The organism is Streptomyces sp. NPDC057428, from assembly GCF_042803195.1.
Lineage (GTDB): Bacteria > Actinomycetota > Actinomycetes > Streptomycetales > Streptomycetaceae > Streptomyces.
Map to the genome: position 1 here is coordinate 54,662 of NZ_JBHVCT010000031.1, position 14,245 is coordinate 68,906.

Below are 14,245 nucleotides of genomic sequence, written 5' to 3' on the forward strand. Positions count from 1 at the left end.
CATCACTGGCCGAGGTGGTGCCCTCTTGGGGAGGCTGTCCTCTCTGTCGCTGTCGGGGCCCGCGTACGCGCAGGTCAGGGGCGGGCCGTCGCGCCGGTGACGGAATGCCGCGTCCCGTCCGGGTCCAGTCGCATTTCCCGGCCCTGCCAGTGCTTACGCAGCCAGCGGTCGTGACTCGCTACCACGATCGCGCCGGGACCGGATCCCAGGGCCTCCTCCAGTTCGTCGCACAGGCGCGGGGACAGGTGGTTGGTGGGCTCGTCGAGCAGCAGCAGGTGCGGCGGGCGTGCCACCAGGAGGGCCAGCGCCAGCCGACGGCGCTGGCCGACGGAGAGATGACCCACCGGTTTCAGCAGGTCCGCCTCATGCATGAGACCCAGCGAGTCCAACGGGACCGCTTCCGCGCGCTCGGCACCCAGCGACAGTTCGTAGACGTCCCGCACCGTGTGTTCCGGGCGGTCGAACACCGTGTCCTGGGCGAGCAGCCCCACCGTCAGCCCGGGCCGCCTGCGGATCTCGCCCTCGGCCGTGAGCCGTCCGGCGAGCACGGCCAGGAGGGTCGACTTCCCGGCCCCGTTCCTCCCTGTGACCAGCAGGCGATCGGCCGGCGACACCTCCACACCGTCCACGGCGAGCCGACCCGGCACCCGTACGCCGTGCAGGGACACCAGGTGGGCATCCCGGTCCTGCGAGCCCGCCGCGCCCTGTGCGCCTCGGGTGCTGTACACCGCTTCCGCGGAGAGCACCGCGCCGGCGAACCGCAGCGGGCGCGGGGGCTCACCGACCTGGGTGCGCTCCAACTCCTCCAGCCGGCGGGCCGCGTTGCGTACGCGTCGTGAGATCTGGCTCTGCACCCGGCCGGCCCGGTGGCCGTACCCCATCTTCTCGTTGTCGCGCCGCCCCCGGTCCGGCGCGAGGACGTGCGCCGTCACACCGGCCGAGTGACGCAGGGACTCCAGCTCCTCCTGCTCCTCGGCGTACTGCCGTTCCCAGCGCTCCCGCTCCGCACGCTTCCCGGCCAGGTAGGCGCTGTAGTTGCCGCCGTAACGGACCGGTCCGTGCACGGCCGGGTCGAGGTCGATCAGGTCGGTGCAGACGGCGTCGAGGAAAGCCCGGTCGTGGCTGGCAAGCACCACGACACCGGGAAGACCTCGCACCTGTTCCTCGACGAACGCGGTGGCGGCGTCGTCGAGGTGGTTGGTCGGCTCGTCGAGCAGCAGCGCCGACGGCCGCCGGACGAGCAGCGCGGCCAGTGCGAGGCGTCCGCGCTGCCCACCGGACAGGGAACCGAGGGTCCGGTCGTGTGCGAACGCGCCGAGCCCGAGGCCCTCCAGTACGACGGCCGCGTGCCGGTCGGCGTCCCAGGCCTCCCGGTCCTGAGCCTCTTCCAGCCGCTTGCCGTACGTGTCGAGCAACTCGGCGTATCCGGGGTCGTCCTCCGCGGTGCGGGCTAGTTCCTCGGTGAGCCGTTCGAGGTCAGCGAGGACCTCTCGGGCCTCTCGCAATGCCTCTTCCAGAACCACGGCGATGGTCGACGTGGCGTCGAACGACATCTCCTGTTGCAGGAAACCCAGGTCGGACGGGCGCGTGACGCCGCCCGCGTCGGGCTCGTCCGTCCCGGCGAGCAGGCGCAGCAAGGTGGACTTGCCGACACCGTTCTCCCCGATCAGGCCGATGCGGTGACCGGGGGAGGCGGTCAGGGAGACGCCGTCGAGCACCCGTCGGCCACCCAGGTTACGGACAAGGTCGTGGGCGATCAGGGCAGGCTGGGGCATGGAAACCGTCCAACGTGGTCGGGAGGGGCCCGCCGGGCGCGATGCCTCGGACGCGGGTCACGTCGACACGCCGTCGGCTCACACCTCGGGGGCCCCCGTCTCCTTCAGCGCGCCGTCGGCCAGGCGCAACCACCGGTTCACACCGATCTCGGTGAGGAACCGTTCGTCGTGGCTGACCACCACGAACGCGCCCTGGTAGGAGTTCAGGGCGCTCTCCAGCTGGCCCGCGCTGACCAGGTCGAGGTTGTTCGTCGGCTCGTCGAGGAGGAGCAGCTGCGGGGCCGGTTCGGCACACAGGATGCAGGCCAGGGTGGCGCGCAGCCGCTCACCGCCGGACAGCACCCGGACGGGGAGATGGGCGCGGGCGCCGCGGAAGAGGAAGCGTGCGAGCAGGTTCATCCGCTCGGCCTCGGGCCGCTCCGGGGCGAACGCGGTGAAGTTCTCCAGGACGGTCAGGTCCACGTCCAGCACGTCCAGCCGCTGCGAGAGGTAGGCGATGCGCCCCTCCGCCCGCTTGATCTGCCCACTCCCCAGGTCGAGGTCACCGGTGACCAGGCGCAGCAGCGTGGTCTTGCCGGCCCCGTTGGGCCCGGTCAGCGCGATGCGCTCGGGACCCCTGATGGACAGTTCGACGCCCTGGTCGGCGAAGACGGCCCGGTCGCCGTGCCGGACCTGCATCTCCTCGCCGATGAACAGGTTGCGCCCGGCGGGCACGTTGGTGTCGGGCAGGTCCAGGGTGATGCGCTGCTCGTCGCGCAGCGCACGCCCCGCCTCGTCAAGCCGGGCCTTCGCCTCGCTGACCCGGGACGCGTGCATCTGGCCCGCCCGGCCCGCGGACTCCTGCGCGCCGCGTTTCATGTTGCCGGCGAAGATGCGGGGCAGACCGGCGTTCTTGAGGTTCTTGGCGGCGTTGCTCGCCCGTCGGTCGGCGCGCTCACGGGCCTGCTGCAGCTCGCGCTTCTCCCGCTTGAGATCCTGCTCGGCGTTGCGGACGTTCTTCTCGGCGACTTCCTGCTCGGCCTGTACGGCCTCCTCGTACGCGGTGAAGTTGCCGCCGTACAGGCGAAGTTCGCCACTGCTGAGCTCGGCGATGCGGTCCATGCGGTCGAGCAGGGCACGGTCGTGACTGACGAGCAGCAGACAGCCGTTGAAGTCCTCCAGCACGTCGTAGAGCTTGTGACGGGCTTCGAGGTCGAGGTTGTTGGTGGGCTCGTCGAGCAGCAGCACGTCCGGCCGCTTCAGCAACTGGGCCGCCAGACCGAGCGAGACGACCTGACCGCCGCTGAGCGTGTTCAGACTCCGGTCCAGGGTGAGGTCCGTCAGGCCGAGGCGGTCGAGCTGGGCGCGGGTGCGTTCCTCGATGTCCCAGTCGTCGCCGATGGTGGCGAAGTGCTTCTCGTCCACGTCCCCGGACTCGACCGCGTCCAGGGCCTGGATCACCGCGGCGATCCCGAGGACCTCGGCGACCGTAAGGTCGCGCGCCAGCGGAAGGCTCTGCGGCAGGTAGCCCAGGGTGCCGCCCAGGGACACCGACCCGGTGGCGGGCTTGAGTTCGCCTGCGATCAGCTTGAGCAGTGTGCTCTTGCCGGAGCCATTGGGGGCGACGAGGCCCGTACGGCCGGAGTTCACGTTGAAGGACAGGTCGTGGAACACCGGAGTGTCGTCGGGCCAGGCGAAGGAGATGTTCGAACAGACGATGGAGGCATCGGACATGGAGGTGACCTCGGGATGCGTGAGGGCAATACGATCGCTGCCCTGGATGGACATGGGCAAAAGGGGACGACAGTGAGGCCACTACGGCAGCGGTCTCGGCGCTGGCCGGCGGCCATCGGGTCGGGTATCACCCCGAGATGTCGTCGTCACCCACCATGTCTGCTCTTCCTCCTGTGTGCGGTCAGGCCTTATCCAGGTTAGCAGGTGCAGGCCCCGGCTCGCGGGCGCGGGCCCAACCGGTGCGGCTCGCCCCGGTGCGGCTCGCCGCACACGTGTGCGCTGCTCATGCAATGGTGTGTGAAATCGGCGATGTGTCCCCTTCATCACCTTCTTGACAGTCGGAAGGGGGCCGTGTCACCATCGTCACCATCCAAGCTGGTGACGATCTGGGGAGAAGTATGGGCAGGCGCGGAGACACTCGCGCTGCATGTGTCTCCGGCCTCATTGCGGTGGCCCTTCCCGGTGGATGAGGGCGCCGTGGTCGCTTCGCGCGGTGAAGGAGTATGAACATGGCAATGACACCACGGCCGAAGCGGAAGACGGACGGCGCGCCGGTCGGGCGGCGCGCGCTGCTCGGCATGCTTGGCGCGGGTGCCGTGGGGCTCGCCGCCGCGCCGTATCTGCAGCGCGGCTGGGAGGGCGCTCTCGGCTCCGCCTCGCAGCTCGACCCGACCGGCCTCACCGGTCTGCTGCCCAACCCCGGCGGGTTCCGCTACTACAGCGTCGTCGCCTCGGTGCCACGCAAGAACGAGACCGACTACGAGCTGACGCTCGACGGCCTGGTCGACCGGCCGAAGACATACACGCTGTCCGACCTGCGCGCTCTGCCCCAGACCCGGGTCGTCCGCGACGTCCTGTGCACCGACGGCTGGCGGGTGGACAAGACGCCTTTCGAAGGCGTGAAGCTCGCGGACCTCCTGGATGACGCCGGGGTGCGCTCCAAGGGAGCGGCGATCCGGTTCACCTGTTTCGACGGCGCCTACAGCGAGAGCCTCACGCTGGAGCAGGCACGCCGCTCGGACGTGATGGTGGCGCTGAAGATGCAGGACAAGCCGATCACCCACGAACACGGTGGACCGGTCCGCCTCTACGTCGCGCCGATGTACTTCTACAAGTCGGCCAAGTGGCTGTCCGGCATCTCCGTCACCCCCCGGGTGGTACCCGGGTACTGGGAGGAGCGTGGCTATCCGGTCGACGGCTGGCTCGACGGGGAGGACAGGCACGGTGCAGCCGCCTGAGCGGGGCGGCAAGGTCCGTCGGTTCAGTACCGCCGAACGCATGGTCCACCGCGCCACCGGGTGGCTGATGCTGCTGTGCCTGGCCACCGCGGCCTGCCTCTACCTCGGGCCGCTCGCCCAGCTCGTCGGCCGGCGCCGCCTGATGGTCACGGTCCACGAGTGGTCGGGCATCCTGTTGCCGCTGCCCTTTCTGCTGGGACTCCTTTCCCCCGAGTTCCGTGCGGATCTGCGCAGACTGAACCGTTTCGCGGTCTACGACAAGCAGTGGCTGCGGTCCGCCCGCATACGTCTGATGAGCCCGCAGGCGCGTCCGGCGGGAAAGTTCAACGCCGGTCAGAAGCTCTACGCGGGCTGGATAGCCGGTGCCGTGCTGGTGATGATGGCCACCGGTCTGCTCATGTGGTTCATGGGGCTGCTGCCCGCTGTCTCCCGCACCAGCGCGATCTTCGTTCACGACTGCCTCGCCTGGGCCATCACCATCGTCCTGATCGGGCACATGCGAAAGGCGTACGAGGACCCCGAGGCGAGGCTGGGCATGCGCACCGGCTACGTCAGCCGGTCGTGGGCGGCGCGGTACCACGCTCACTGGCTGCGGCACGACGCCGCGAAGGGCGAAACTCCTGACGCAGACAAGCAGTGACCCGCCGGCTCAGGGGGACCGGATTTCGGGAGGCGCCTGGACACCCGGTGTCCCAGGGTGCCGAGCGCGGGAACCTCTGACCGGCTCCTCCTCGCGGCAGGGGCCATTTCCGTGGGCGCCGGCGGACCGGCCGGAGGGGGCGGCCAGCGTTCCGCCGGCATCCTGGACGAGGAACTCGCGGCGCCACCGCTCTGCGAGCGATCCTCCGGTAGCCACCGCGTACTCCCTGTCGTCGGAGGGCGGTTCCCCGGCTGAACACCGGCGCGGTCTGTTCCTCGTGAACGAACCCGCGCACACGTCGAACACCTTCCCCAGCTGCCGCGGGAAGACCTGTGGCCGGAAGCGGATATTCCGGACGCCGGGGCCCGCGCCGCCACCCGCAGGACCCGGTACCTCCGGGCGACTTGTCCGGCAGGACGCCTCGCGGCGGGTGTGAGTGTATGCAGTACCTGCTCGCCAGCACTTACCGTCAACTGACTGATGTGCCGATTCCGCGGTGAGGGCAGAGTTATCGGTGTTGGTCCCGGCTCCGTGGAAGGGCGCACGTCAGGTGTGCGATCCAGTCGTTCCCGCGGTCGAGACGTTTCATCAAGACACATATGCCCACAATCATCCAGGACTGTAAGTCACCTGCTTGACCGGTGATTGCATTCGTGTTTATCTCTACTCGCCCCCAGCGGGCGGCGAGCGGTTCGGTGATAGCGGCGCATCGTCAAAAACATTCACCGGCGACGGACCGGCCGGCCGAGCCCGCCAGTCTTGTCTCGGTCCCCAACACATGTGTCTCACGGCAGACACATGCTTCTCGGATAGGAAAGTCATGAAACGACTTCTGACCGTCCTCGCGGCCGGTGTGCCGCTGGCTGCGGCGGCGGTGTATCTGCCGACCGCATCGGCGGACACCGGGAGCTCCGCCTCCGCCTCCGCGCCCCTCACGTGCTCGTCCGTCCCCGTGACGGCCCCCGCCGGCACCAAGGTGGAGTCAGTGACGGCCGTCCGCCAGCCCGGCGGGACCGTGAAGGGGACCGGGGTCCTCGGCGGCAGCGTCGACAATGTCCCGTCCTACTGCGAGGTGACGGTCACCCTCACCCACCCGGGGCAGGGCGACCACGCCAAGGTGCGGACCTGGCTGCCCGAAAAGGCGAGCTGGAGCGGACGCTTCCAGGCCCTCGGCGGCGCCGCCTGGGCCGCCGGGGACAACAACCCCGGTCTGGCCAACGCGGTCAAGCAGGGCTACGCCGCCGCGACCACCGACGCCGGTGTCGGCGACGCCATCGACAGCTCCTGGGCGCTGAACAGCAAGGGCGAGGTCAACACCGCGCTCCTGAAGAACTTCGCCGAGCGCTCACAGCACGAAACGGCGATCGTCGGCAAGGCGGTCACCGACGCGATCTACGGCAAGGCCCCTTCCTACTCCTACTTCAACGGCTGCTCGACCGGCGGACGCCAGGGCTACATGGAGGCCCAGCGCCACCCCGACGACTACGACGGCATCCTCGCCAACGCGCCCGCCATCAACTGGGATGAGTACGTGCCCGCGACGCTGTGGCCGCAGGTGGTGATGAACGAGGAGAAGACCCGTCCCACCGACTGCGAGTTCAAGGCCTTCAACCAGGCCGCTCTCAAGGCCTGTGACACGCTCGACGGCGCCAAGGACGGCCTGATCGCCGACACCTCGCGCTGTGACTTCGACCCGCGCCGTCTGATCGGCACGAAGGTCGAGTGCGAGGGCAAGACGGAGACCATCACGGCAGCCGACGCGGACGTGGTCCGCAAGATCTGGGACGGCCCGCGCACCGCGTCGGGCAAGAAGCTCTGGTACGGCCTGCCGATCGGCGCCGACTTCCAGGGCATCGCCGGCCCCTCGTCGTTCGTCGTCCCGGCTGACTGGACCGCGAAGTGGGTGGCCAAGCAGCCCGGCCTCGACACCACGAAGCTGACGTACAGCCAGTTCACCAAGCTGTTCAAGAAGTCCCAGGCCGAGTACGACCACGTCATCGGCACCGACGACCCGGACCTGTCGGCCTTCCGCAAGTCCGGTGGCAAGCTCCTCACCTACCACGGTCAGTCCGACCAGTACATCCCCACCGCGGGCACCGTGGACTACCGCGAGCGCGTCGAGCACAGGCTCGGCGGGACGCACCGGGTCGACGACTTCTACCGTCTCTTCCTCGCCCCGGGCACGGTCCACTGCGGACTCGCGGGCCAGGGCGACGACCTGACGGCTCTGACCAAGTGGGTCGAGCAGGGCAAGGCTCCTCAGACTCTCCCCGCCACCCTCACCAACGCCTCCGGCCAGCAGCTCGACCGCGACCTGTGCCGCTACCCCATGGTGTCCCGCTACAACGGCCACGGTGACATCGCCGACGCCGACAGCTTCCGCTGCGTCTCGCCGCACCGGCACTGAGCGGTCGCAACCCAACCCACCAAATCGAAAGTCGGCTCCTGATGACCACGAACACCCTGACGACCGCGGCGCCCACGGCGAACGGCGGCCGCTCCTCCCTGATGCGGCTGTACCTGAGCCGTGGCATCCTGGCCGTGATCTGGGCCGTGGTCTTCGCCGGAGCCCATGACAGCCTGGATGCCGCGGCGATCACCCTGCTGGTCGTCTACCCGCTGATCGACGCGGTGTCCTCGCTGATCGACTACCGGGCCCTCCCGGACGGTTCCGAGCGCCGGGTCACGGCGTTCAACGGAGTACTCAGCACGCTCGCCGCGATAGCGGTCGGCGTCGCCGGGGCCGGTTCGTTCGCTACGGTGCTCAGCGTGTTCGGCGTCTGGGCCGTCATCTCCGGAGCGGCCCAGGTCGCGGTCGGCCTGCGGCGGCGCGGACCCGAACTGGGCAAGCAGTGGCCGGTGCTGATCGCGGGTGGGCTGTCCTTCCTCGTCGGCATCTTCTACAACATCCAGGCCGCGGGTGACGATCCTTCGCTCGACGTCCTGTCGACCTACGCCACGGGCGGCGGCGTGTTCTTCATCGTCCAGGCGATCCTGCTCGGCTGGAAGGCCCGTCAGCAGCGGAGTCGTACCGTCTGACCGACCCGCATGACCCGTCTCGACCCGCGCCCCCCGAGGACGCGGGTCGGGGCGCGTTTCCTTCAGAACCTCGCGTGCTCGCCGCGGAGCCGGGATGCGGCGAGGGCAGGCCGACCGTCAGCCGACACAGGGACGGACCGTCATCCGACGGATACACCGACCGAGGGCTCCGGTGAAGACTCGTCGGTGCCGTGGAGTCCGGGACCACCCGGACGGACCGGCACACGTGTCTCGTCGGACACGCCGACGTTCAGCGAAGGGAAGCCTCAGCATGCCCACGATCGCCGCCCACATCATCGCCTCGCTCAAGGCCAGCGGCGTACAGCGCCTCTACGGGCTGCCCGGCGACTCCCTCAACGGACTGACGGACGCGCTGCGCAGGGACGGCGAGGTCGACTGGGTGCACGTCCGGCACGAGGAGAGCGCCGCCCTCGCGGCGGCCGCCGAGGCCGGCCTGACCGGCGAACTGGCCGTCTGTGTCGGCAGCTGCGGCCCGGGCAACCTCCACCTGATCAACGGACTGTTCGACGCCCAGCGCAGCCGCGTCCCCGTCCTCGCCATCGCCGCGCAGATTCCGGGAGCGGAGGTCGGCTCCGGCTACTTCCAGGAGACGCGCCCCCAGGAGCTGTTCCGCGGGTGCAGCGTCTACGCGGAGGTTGCGGACACCGCCGGGTCAGCGCCCCGCATCCTCGAACTGGCCATGCGGGCGGCCGTCGAACGCAAGGGGGTCGCCGTCGTGGTGGTGCCTGGTGAAGTCTTCCTCGCCAGGGCCGAGCGTGTGCTGCCCCCCACCGTCGTCCGCCCGACCCGGACCCTCGCCCGGCCCGACGACGTCGCGTTGCGTGAGGCCGCCGACCTGCTGGACGCCGGCAAGCGGGTGACCATCCTGGCGGGCGCGGGCGCGGCGGGTGCCCACGACGACCTGGTCCGGCTGGCCGAAACCCTCAAGGCACCCGTCGTGCACGCCCTGCGCGGCAAGGAGTACGTCGAGTACGACAACCCGTACGACGTCGGCATGACCGGTCTGCTCGGCTACGCCTCCGGCTACAAGGCGATCGGGGAGGCCGACACGCTGCTCATGCTCGGCACGGACTTCCCCTACCGCCAGTTCTACCCGCGGGACGCGAAGATCCTCCAGCTGGACATCCGCGGTGAACAGATCGGCCGGCGGACCCGTGTCGACCTGCCGTTGACCGGCAGTGTGCGGGACACGCTGCCCGCGCTGCTGCCGCTGCTGAAGGTGAAGACCGGCCGCGCCCACCTCGACCGGGCACTCGCGCACTACGCCCGCACCCGCAAGGCGCTGGACGGTCTCGCGGTCAACGACCACGAGCGCACCCCCATCCACCCGCAGTTCGTGGCGAGCACCGTCAACCGCCTTGCGGAGGACGATGCGGTCTTCACCACCGACGTCGGCTCCCCCGTGGTGTGGGCGGCCCGCTACCTGGCGTTCAACGGACGGCGGCGCCTGCTCGGTTCGTTCAACCACGGCACGATGGCCTGCGCTCTGCCGCACGCGGTGGGCGCCCAGGCCGCGTACCCGGGACGTCAGGTGGTGGCCTTCGCGGGCGACGGGGGTCTCACCATGCTCCTCGGCGAGCTGTTCACCCTCCGGCAGAACGGGCTGCCCGCCAAGATCGTCCTCTTCAACAACGGCTCGCTGAACTTCGTCGAGCTGGAGATGAAGGCGGCGGGTGTCGTCAACTTCGCAACGGAACTGGACAACCCCCGGCTCGCCGACGTCGCCGCCGCCGTCGGACTGTGGTCCCGCCGCGTGGAGCGGCCCGGTGAGCTGGAGGACGCGCTGACGGAAGCCTTTGCGCATGACGGTCCAGCGGTGATCGAGGTCATGACGGCACGTCAGGAGCTTTCGGTGCCGCCGGCGATCACGGTGGAGCAGGCCAAGGGGTTCACCCTCTACGCGATCCGGACGATCCTCTCCGGCCGCGGCGAGGAGCTACTCGACCTGGCGACCACCAACGCCGCCCGCCGGATCCTGCGCTGAGCGGGCGGGTACACGCGGCCCTCAGGGCCTCTCGTCCGGCTCAGGCCGGGCTCGCGAGCCCGGGCACGCCCGTCTGCGGCGTCGTTCAGTCGGCAACGCTCCGCGTCGACTCTCTCCTGCGCCTCGCATCCGGGCGCACCAGAGTCCGCTCCTGCTCCGGCCCGGTCCGGAGGAAGGGCTCCAGCCAAGGGCTGTCCCGCAATCCCTGGCGGGCGCGCGACGACAGCTACGGCGCCTCGCTGCGTTGTCGGAACGCCCTAATACGTCCAGTATGCGAGAGCTCCTCCGCCTTGCGATGCACCGCATCTGACGCCGCGCGCTGATCCACCAGGGATCACGGTACAGTCCTTAGGTGACGATCTTGCGCAGGAGGGCGAGCTGTTCGAGCGCGGGGGAGGGACCGTGCAGGACGTCCTCCAGCTCCGGGCCCCGGCCCGCGAGGCTGTCCAGCGTCGGACCCGCTCCGCCGGTCAGCCGGCCCGCCTCGTCCACGGGCGCCGCCAGCACGCGGATGACACCGTCGACGGACGTGACGACGTAGGAAGCGTCGGCGCCGCCCTCCAGCAGCAGGCCGGCGTGCACGTAGTCGCCGTTCCAGCTTGGCGGGGCGGCGGCGCAGAGCAACCCGTACATCGTGGCCAGCCGCATCTCGTCGGCCCCGTACTCCGGGACCTCGCCGCGCGGCAGCGTGATGTCCCGCTCGTGCATCCACGCGTCCCAGAACGTGTGGACGGACTGCACCGACCAGTCGAGGGTGCGTCCCAGCGCGCCCAGTATCGTCTCGTCGGGGCCGGCCGCCGCCTTGGTGCGCAGGAGAAGCTCCTCCTGCTGCACCAGCCGGGTCAGCTCCCGCACCGTCTCCTCCGGGCTCTCCCCGGAGGACGTCCTCAGCCACTCGGCCGGCGTCAGAACCGGGTCGAACTCCCGCGTGAGGCGGAAACCGGGAAACGGGCCGCCGAGCTGGAACACGTGCAGCGCGGCGACGTCGCGGACATGACGTGCCACGTCGTGGACGTTCCACTCCGAGCACCGGGTGGCCGCGCGCCACGCCGCGTCGTCGAGACCGGACACGTAGCGCAGGAACCGGGCGCGCTGCGCGACGAACGCGTCCACGACGGCGAACGGCCCGTCGCTGTAGCCGCTCAGCTCGTCGAGCATCCTGTCGGGTGCTGCATCGGACGCCATGTTGGGATACCTCCGGGCCGTTGAAGGGCTGACGTGCGCCCGAAACCTGTTGTTCAACCGTATTTGTACCTGACAACAGAGATGCTACATGCGCGAGTTGCCCGTACACGCATGTTCGTATACGTGTACGGAAGGTCATGGATACGTATTTTTGGGTGTGAGGGAGAGGGCTGTATCGCCCGTGTGGCGTTCCCGGCGAACCGGACACCTCCGGGCCCTCAGGTTCTTGCACCGTCGGCGGGCGGAAAGGTTGACCGGATGCGGGCGTCCGTTTAGCCTGGCCGCACATGGAGACTTTTCGACCACAATGAGCGAAAAGGTACCTCGGCCGAACGTGTATATGCCGCCCGGTGAGGTGTGGGCTCAGCAATCCACACCGTCGGCGCATCCAGCGAACCGAACCGTGATCCGGCTTGCTCAACCCTCGCGAGCGGGCACGGTCCGCCCGGAACGGGCGTGAAGATGTGTGGCCAGATCGGGCCGGCGGTGAAAGGAGTGGGAGACCGTGGAGTCGCTCGTCAGGACAATGGTCGGCCGGGACGGGGAGCAGGGAGTGCTCGCCGCGTTCGTGGCGGCCACCGGGGGACAGGCGCTCGTCCTGAGAGGCGAGACGGGGGTGGGCAAGAGTGCTCTGCTCAACCACGTGATCGACCTGGCGCAGTACGATTACCGGGTGATCAAGGCCGCCGGAGTCGAGGCGGAGTCCGATCTGCCGCTCGCCGGCCTGCACCAGTTCCTTTATCCGCTGCTCCCTTACATCGACGGTCTCGACGTCGGCCACCGCACCGCCTTCGACGCCGTCTTCGGGCGCCATGACGGACGCCCCCCGTCCGTCATGGCCCTCGGCATCGCGGTCCTCGACCTGCTGGCCCTCGCGGCATCGAACAAGCCGCTGCTCCTGGTGCTCGACGACGGTCAGTGGCTGGACCCGGCCAGCGCCGAGGTGTGCGGGTTCGTGGGGCGCCGGCTCACGGGCAGTTCCGTGAAGCTCGTGGTCGGCCTGCGTTCCGAGGTCCCCTCACGGTTCGACACGGCCGCACTGCCGGAACTGCCGGTCACGGCGCTGCCGGACGAGGCCGCGGGAAACATGCTGGACCTGTACTACCCGGAGCTGGACAAGCAGATCCGCCGGATGGTCCTGGAGGAGGCCCGGGGAAATCCACTGGCGCTGCTGGAGCTTGCTCCCTATGTGAGCGACGGCCACCTCGGGCACAGTGCCGAGGAACTGTTCGGCTGCCACGGAGTCCCGCTGCCCCGCCGGCTCCAGCAGGTGTACGGCACCCGTATCGAGCGGCTGGGCGACGTGGTGCGCGGGGAACTGCTGCGAGGCGCCCTGGACGGCGTCGGCTCGGGGGCTGCGGCCACGGGTGGCCTTCGCTACCGCATGCGAGACGCCGACGAGGCGGTGGCGGCCGGGCTCCTGGACATCGATCCGGTCAGCGGTGACCTCGTCTTCCGGCACCCCCTGATACGGGCCACCGTCGTCCAGATGGCGACCCCGAATCAGCGGCGCACGGCGCACGCCGTCCTGGCCGAGGTGCACCATGGGGACGTGGAGCGGCACGCCACACATCTGGCCGCCTCGACGGTCGACCCCGACGAGCAGGTCGCCGTCGCGCTGGAGAAGGCGGCGGACTCGGCGACCCGGCGCGGGGGCGCGATGGCGGCCGTGGGCTGGCTGACCCGGGCCGCGGAACTGAGCGAGAGCCACGAGAAGCGCTCCAGACGGCTGGGCGACGCTGCATTCGTGGCCGGGCACGCGGCCCTGCTGGAGCAGGCTCAGCAACTCGTCCACTCCGATGTCGTTCCGAGCCGCAGCGAGTCACCGGCCTCGGTGCTCACCTCGGCCTACGTGGCGCTGTACGAGGACGGCGACGTGCGCTCCTCGCCGCGCCAGATCCTGGCGGCCATCGAGAGTCTGCGCGACGAGGGGTTCGAGGAGGCGCCGGATGTCCTCGGGCGACTGGTGAACCTCCTGCTCGCCATCGCTCAGTACGCGAGCGACCACGCAGTGTGGGAGCGGACGCACGCGCTGCTCGGTTCGATGGGCGACCTGACCGCGCCGCGTTCACTGATCTACCGGGACGCGTGGAGTGACGTCGTACGCCGCGGGGCCGGACTGCACCGGCGGGTGGAGGACGCCTTCGCCGAGCTTCCGGCCATGGAGCCGTGGGACGTCACGCGCCTGGCCGTCGCCGCCTACCACGTCGACACACTCAGCAACTACCGTCCCTTCCTGCAGCGGACCGTGGACCGCGAAGTGCAGACCGGGGCCGTGGCCAACGGCATGACCATGCTGCACTTGATCATGCTCGACCAGATGGCGGTCGGGGAGTGGGACGAGGCGGAGCGGACCGGACAGCGCGTGCTGGACCTGACGACGTCCCACGGCCACGTCCTGTTCGCCCACCACAGCCGTGCCTACATGGCCATGTTGGCGGCGATGCGCGGCCAGTTGGACCGGGCCCGGGAGCTGCAGGCCGCCGTCGACGCCTGGGCGCGCCCGCGCGGCGTGGGGTTCCTGACCCAGATCGCCGACGCGGTTGGCACTGCGGCGGCCCTCAGCGAGGGGGACTACGAGGCCGCCTACCTGTACGCGATCGGCATCACACCCCCCGGATCGTTCGCCTCCAGCATGCACCAGGCCGCG

At 69.8% G+C, this 14,245-nt stretch carries 9 protein-coding genes; 6 read left to right on the forward strand and 3 right to left on the reverse strand.

Annotation, left to right across the window (positions count from 1 at the left end; all coding sequences use genetic code 11):
• Positions 1–74: 74 nt before the first annotated feature.
• Both ACFU5K_RS15120 and abc-f read right to left on the reverse strand, forming a co-directional pair.
• Positions 75–1,775: an ABC-F family ATP-binding cassette domain-containing protein gene (locus ACFU5K_RS15120; protein WP_384060976.1), complete on the reverse strand. Its 1,701-nt coding sequence runs from the start codon at positions 1,773–1,775 to the stop codon at positions 75–77.
• 78 nt (positions 1,776–1,853) lie between these two features.
• The gene (gene abc-f, locus ACFU5K_RS15125; protein ID WP_384061000.1) at positions 1,854–3,488 is read right to left on the reverse strand and encodes a ribosomal protection-like ABC-F family protein; all 1,635 of its coding nucleotides are present in this window, start codon (positions 3,486–3,488) and stop codon (positions 1,854–1,856) included.
• A 509-nt stretch (positions 3,489–3,997) separates the two neighbouring features.
• On the opposite strand from abc-f, the gene ACFU5K_RS15130 reads away from it, so the two are divergent.
• The 5 genes from ACFU5K_RS15130 (at position 3,998) to poxB (ending at position 10,410) form a co-directional block, all read left to right on the forward strand.
• Positions 3,998–4,726, forward strand: a complete 729-nt coding sequence (locus ACFU5K_RS15130; protein ID WP_384060979.1) for a molybdopterin-dependent oxidoreductase — start codon at positions 3,998–4,000, stop codon at positions 4,724–4,726.
• Complete coding sequence (locus tag ACFU5K_RS15135; RefSeq protein WP_384061003.1) at positions 4,674–5,366, forward strand: cytochrome b/b6 domain-containing protein; 693 nt, start codon at positions 4,674–4,676, stop codon at positions 5,364–5,366. Before ACFU5K_RS15130 ends, ACFU5K_RS15135 begins: the two co-directional genes overlap by 53 nt.
• 820 nt (positions 5,367–6,186) lie before the next feature.
• Positions 6,187–7,773, forward strand: coding sequence for a tannase/feruloyl esterase family alpha/beta hydrolase (locus ACFU5K_RS15140; RefSeq protein WP_384060981.1), 1,587 nt, complete (start codon positions 6,187–6,189; stop codon positions 7,771–7,773).
• 41 nt (positions 7,774–7,814) lie between these two features.
• Positions 7,815–8,405: a DUF308 domain-containing protein gene (locus tag ACFU5K_RS15145; protein ID WP_384060984.1), complete on the forward strand. Its 591-nt coding sequence runs from the start codon at positions 7,815–7,817 to the stop codon at positions 8,403–8,405.
• A 271-nt stretch (positions 8,406–8,676) separates the two neighbouring features.
• Entirely contained in the window at positions 8,677–10,410 is a 1,734-nt protein-coding gene (gene poxB / locus ACFU5K_RS15150; protein ID WP_384060986.1) for a ubiquinone-dependent pyruvate dehydrogenase, read from the forward strand.
• A 348-nt stretch (positions 10,411–10,758) separates the two neighbouring features.
• Here the strand turns inward: poxB and ACFU5K_RS15155 are convergent, their stop codons facing one another.
• The gene (locus ACFU5K_RS15155; protein WP_384060987.1) at positions 10,759–11,595 is read right to left on the reverse strand and encodes a maleylpyruvate isomerase N-terminal domain-containing protein; all 837 of its coding nucleotides are present in this window, start codon (positions 11,593–11,595) and stop codon (positions 10,759–10,761) included.
• A 505-nt stretch (positions 11,596–12,100) separates the two neighbouring features.
• On the opposite strand from ACFU5K_RS15155, the gene ACFU5K_RS15160 reads away from it, so the two are divergent.
• Positions 12,101–14,245 (forward strand): AAA family ATPase (locus tag ACFU5K_RS15160; RefSeq protein WP_384060990.1); only part of this gene is annotated, 2,145 nt, incomplete at its 3' end.

What these genes read in the sequence shown, in the direction of transcription:
- ACFU5K_RS15120 (WP_384060976.1), bottom strand. Translation starts at nt 1,775, where the DNA reads ATGCCCCAGCCTGCCCTGATCGCCCACGACCTTGTCCGTAACCTGGGT.
- abc-f (WP_384061000.1), bottom strand. Translation starts at nt 3,488, where the DNA reads ATGTCCGATGCCTCCATCGTCTGTTCGAACATCTCCTTCGCCTGGCCC.
- ACFU5K_RS15130 (WP_384060979.1), top strand. Translation starts at nt 3,998, where the DNA reads ATGGCAATGACACCACGGCCGAAGCGGAAGACGGACGGCGCGCCGGTC.
- ACFU5K_RS15140 (WP_384060981.1), top strand. Translation starts at nt 6,187, where the DNA reads ATGAAACGACTTCTGACCGTCCTCGCGGCCGGTGTGCCGCTGGCTGCG.
- ACFU5K_RS15145 (WP_384060984.1), top strand. Translation starts at nt 7,815, where the DNA reads ATGACCACGAACACCCTGACGACCGCGGCGCCCACGGCGAACGGCGGC.
- poxB (WP_384060986.1), top strand. Translation starts at nt 8,677, where the DNA reads ATGCCCACGATCGCCGCCCACATCATCGCCTCGCTCAAGGCCAGCGGC.
- ACFU5K_RS15155 (WP_384060987.1), bottom strand. Translation starts at nt 11,595, where the DNA reads ATGGCGTCCGATGCAGCACCCGACAGGATGCTCGACGAGCTGAGCGGC.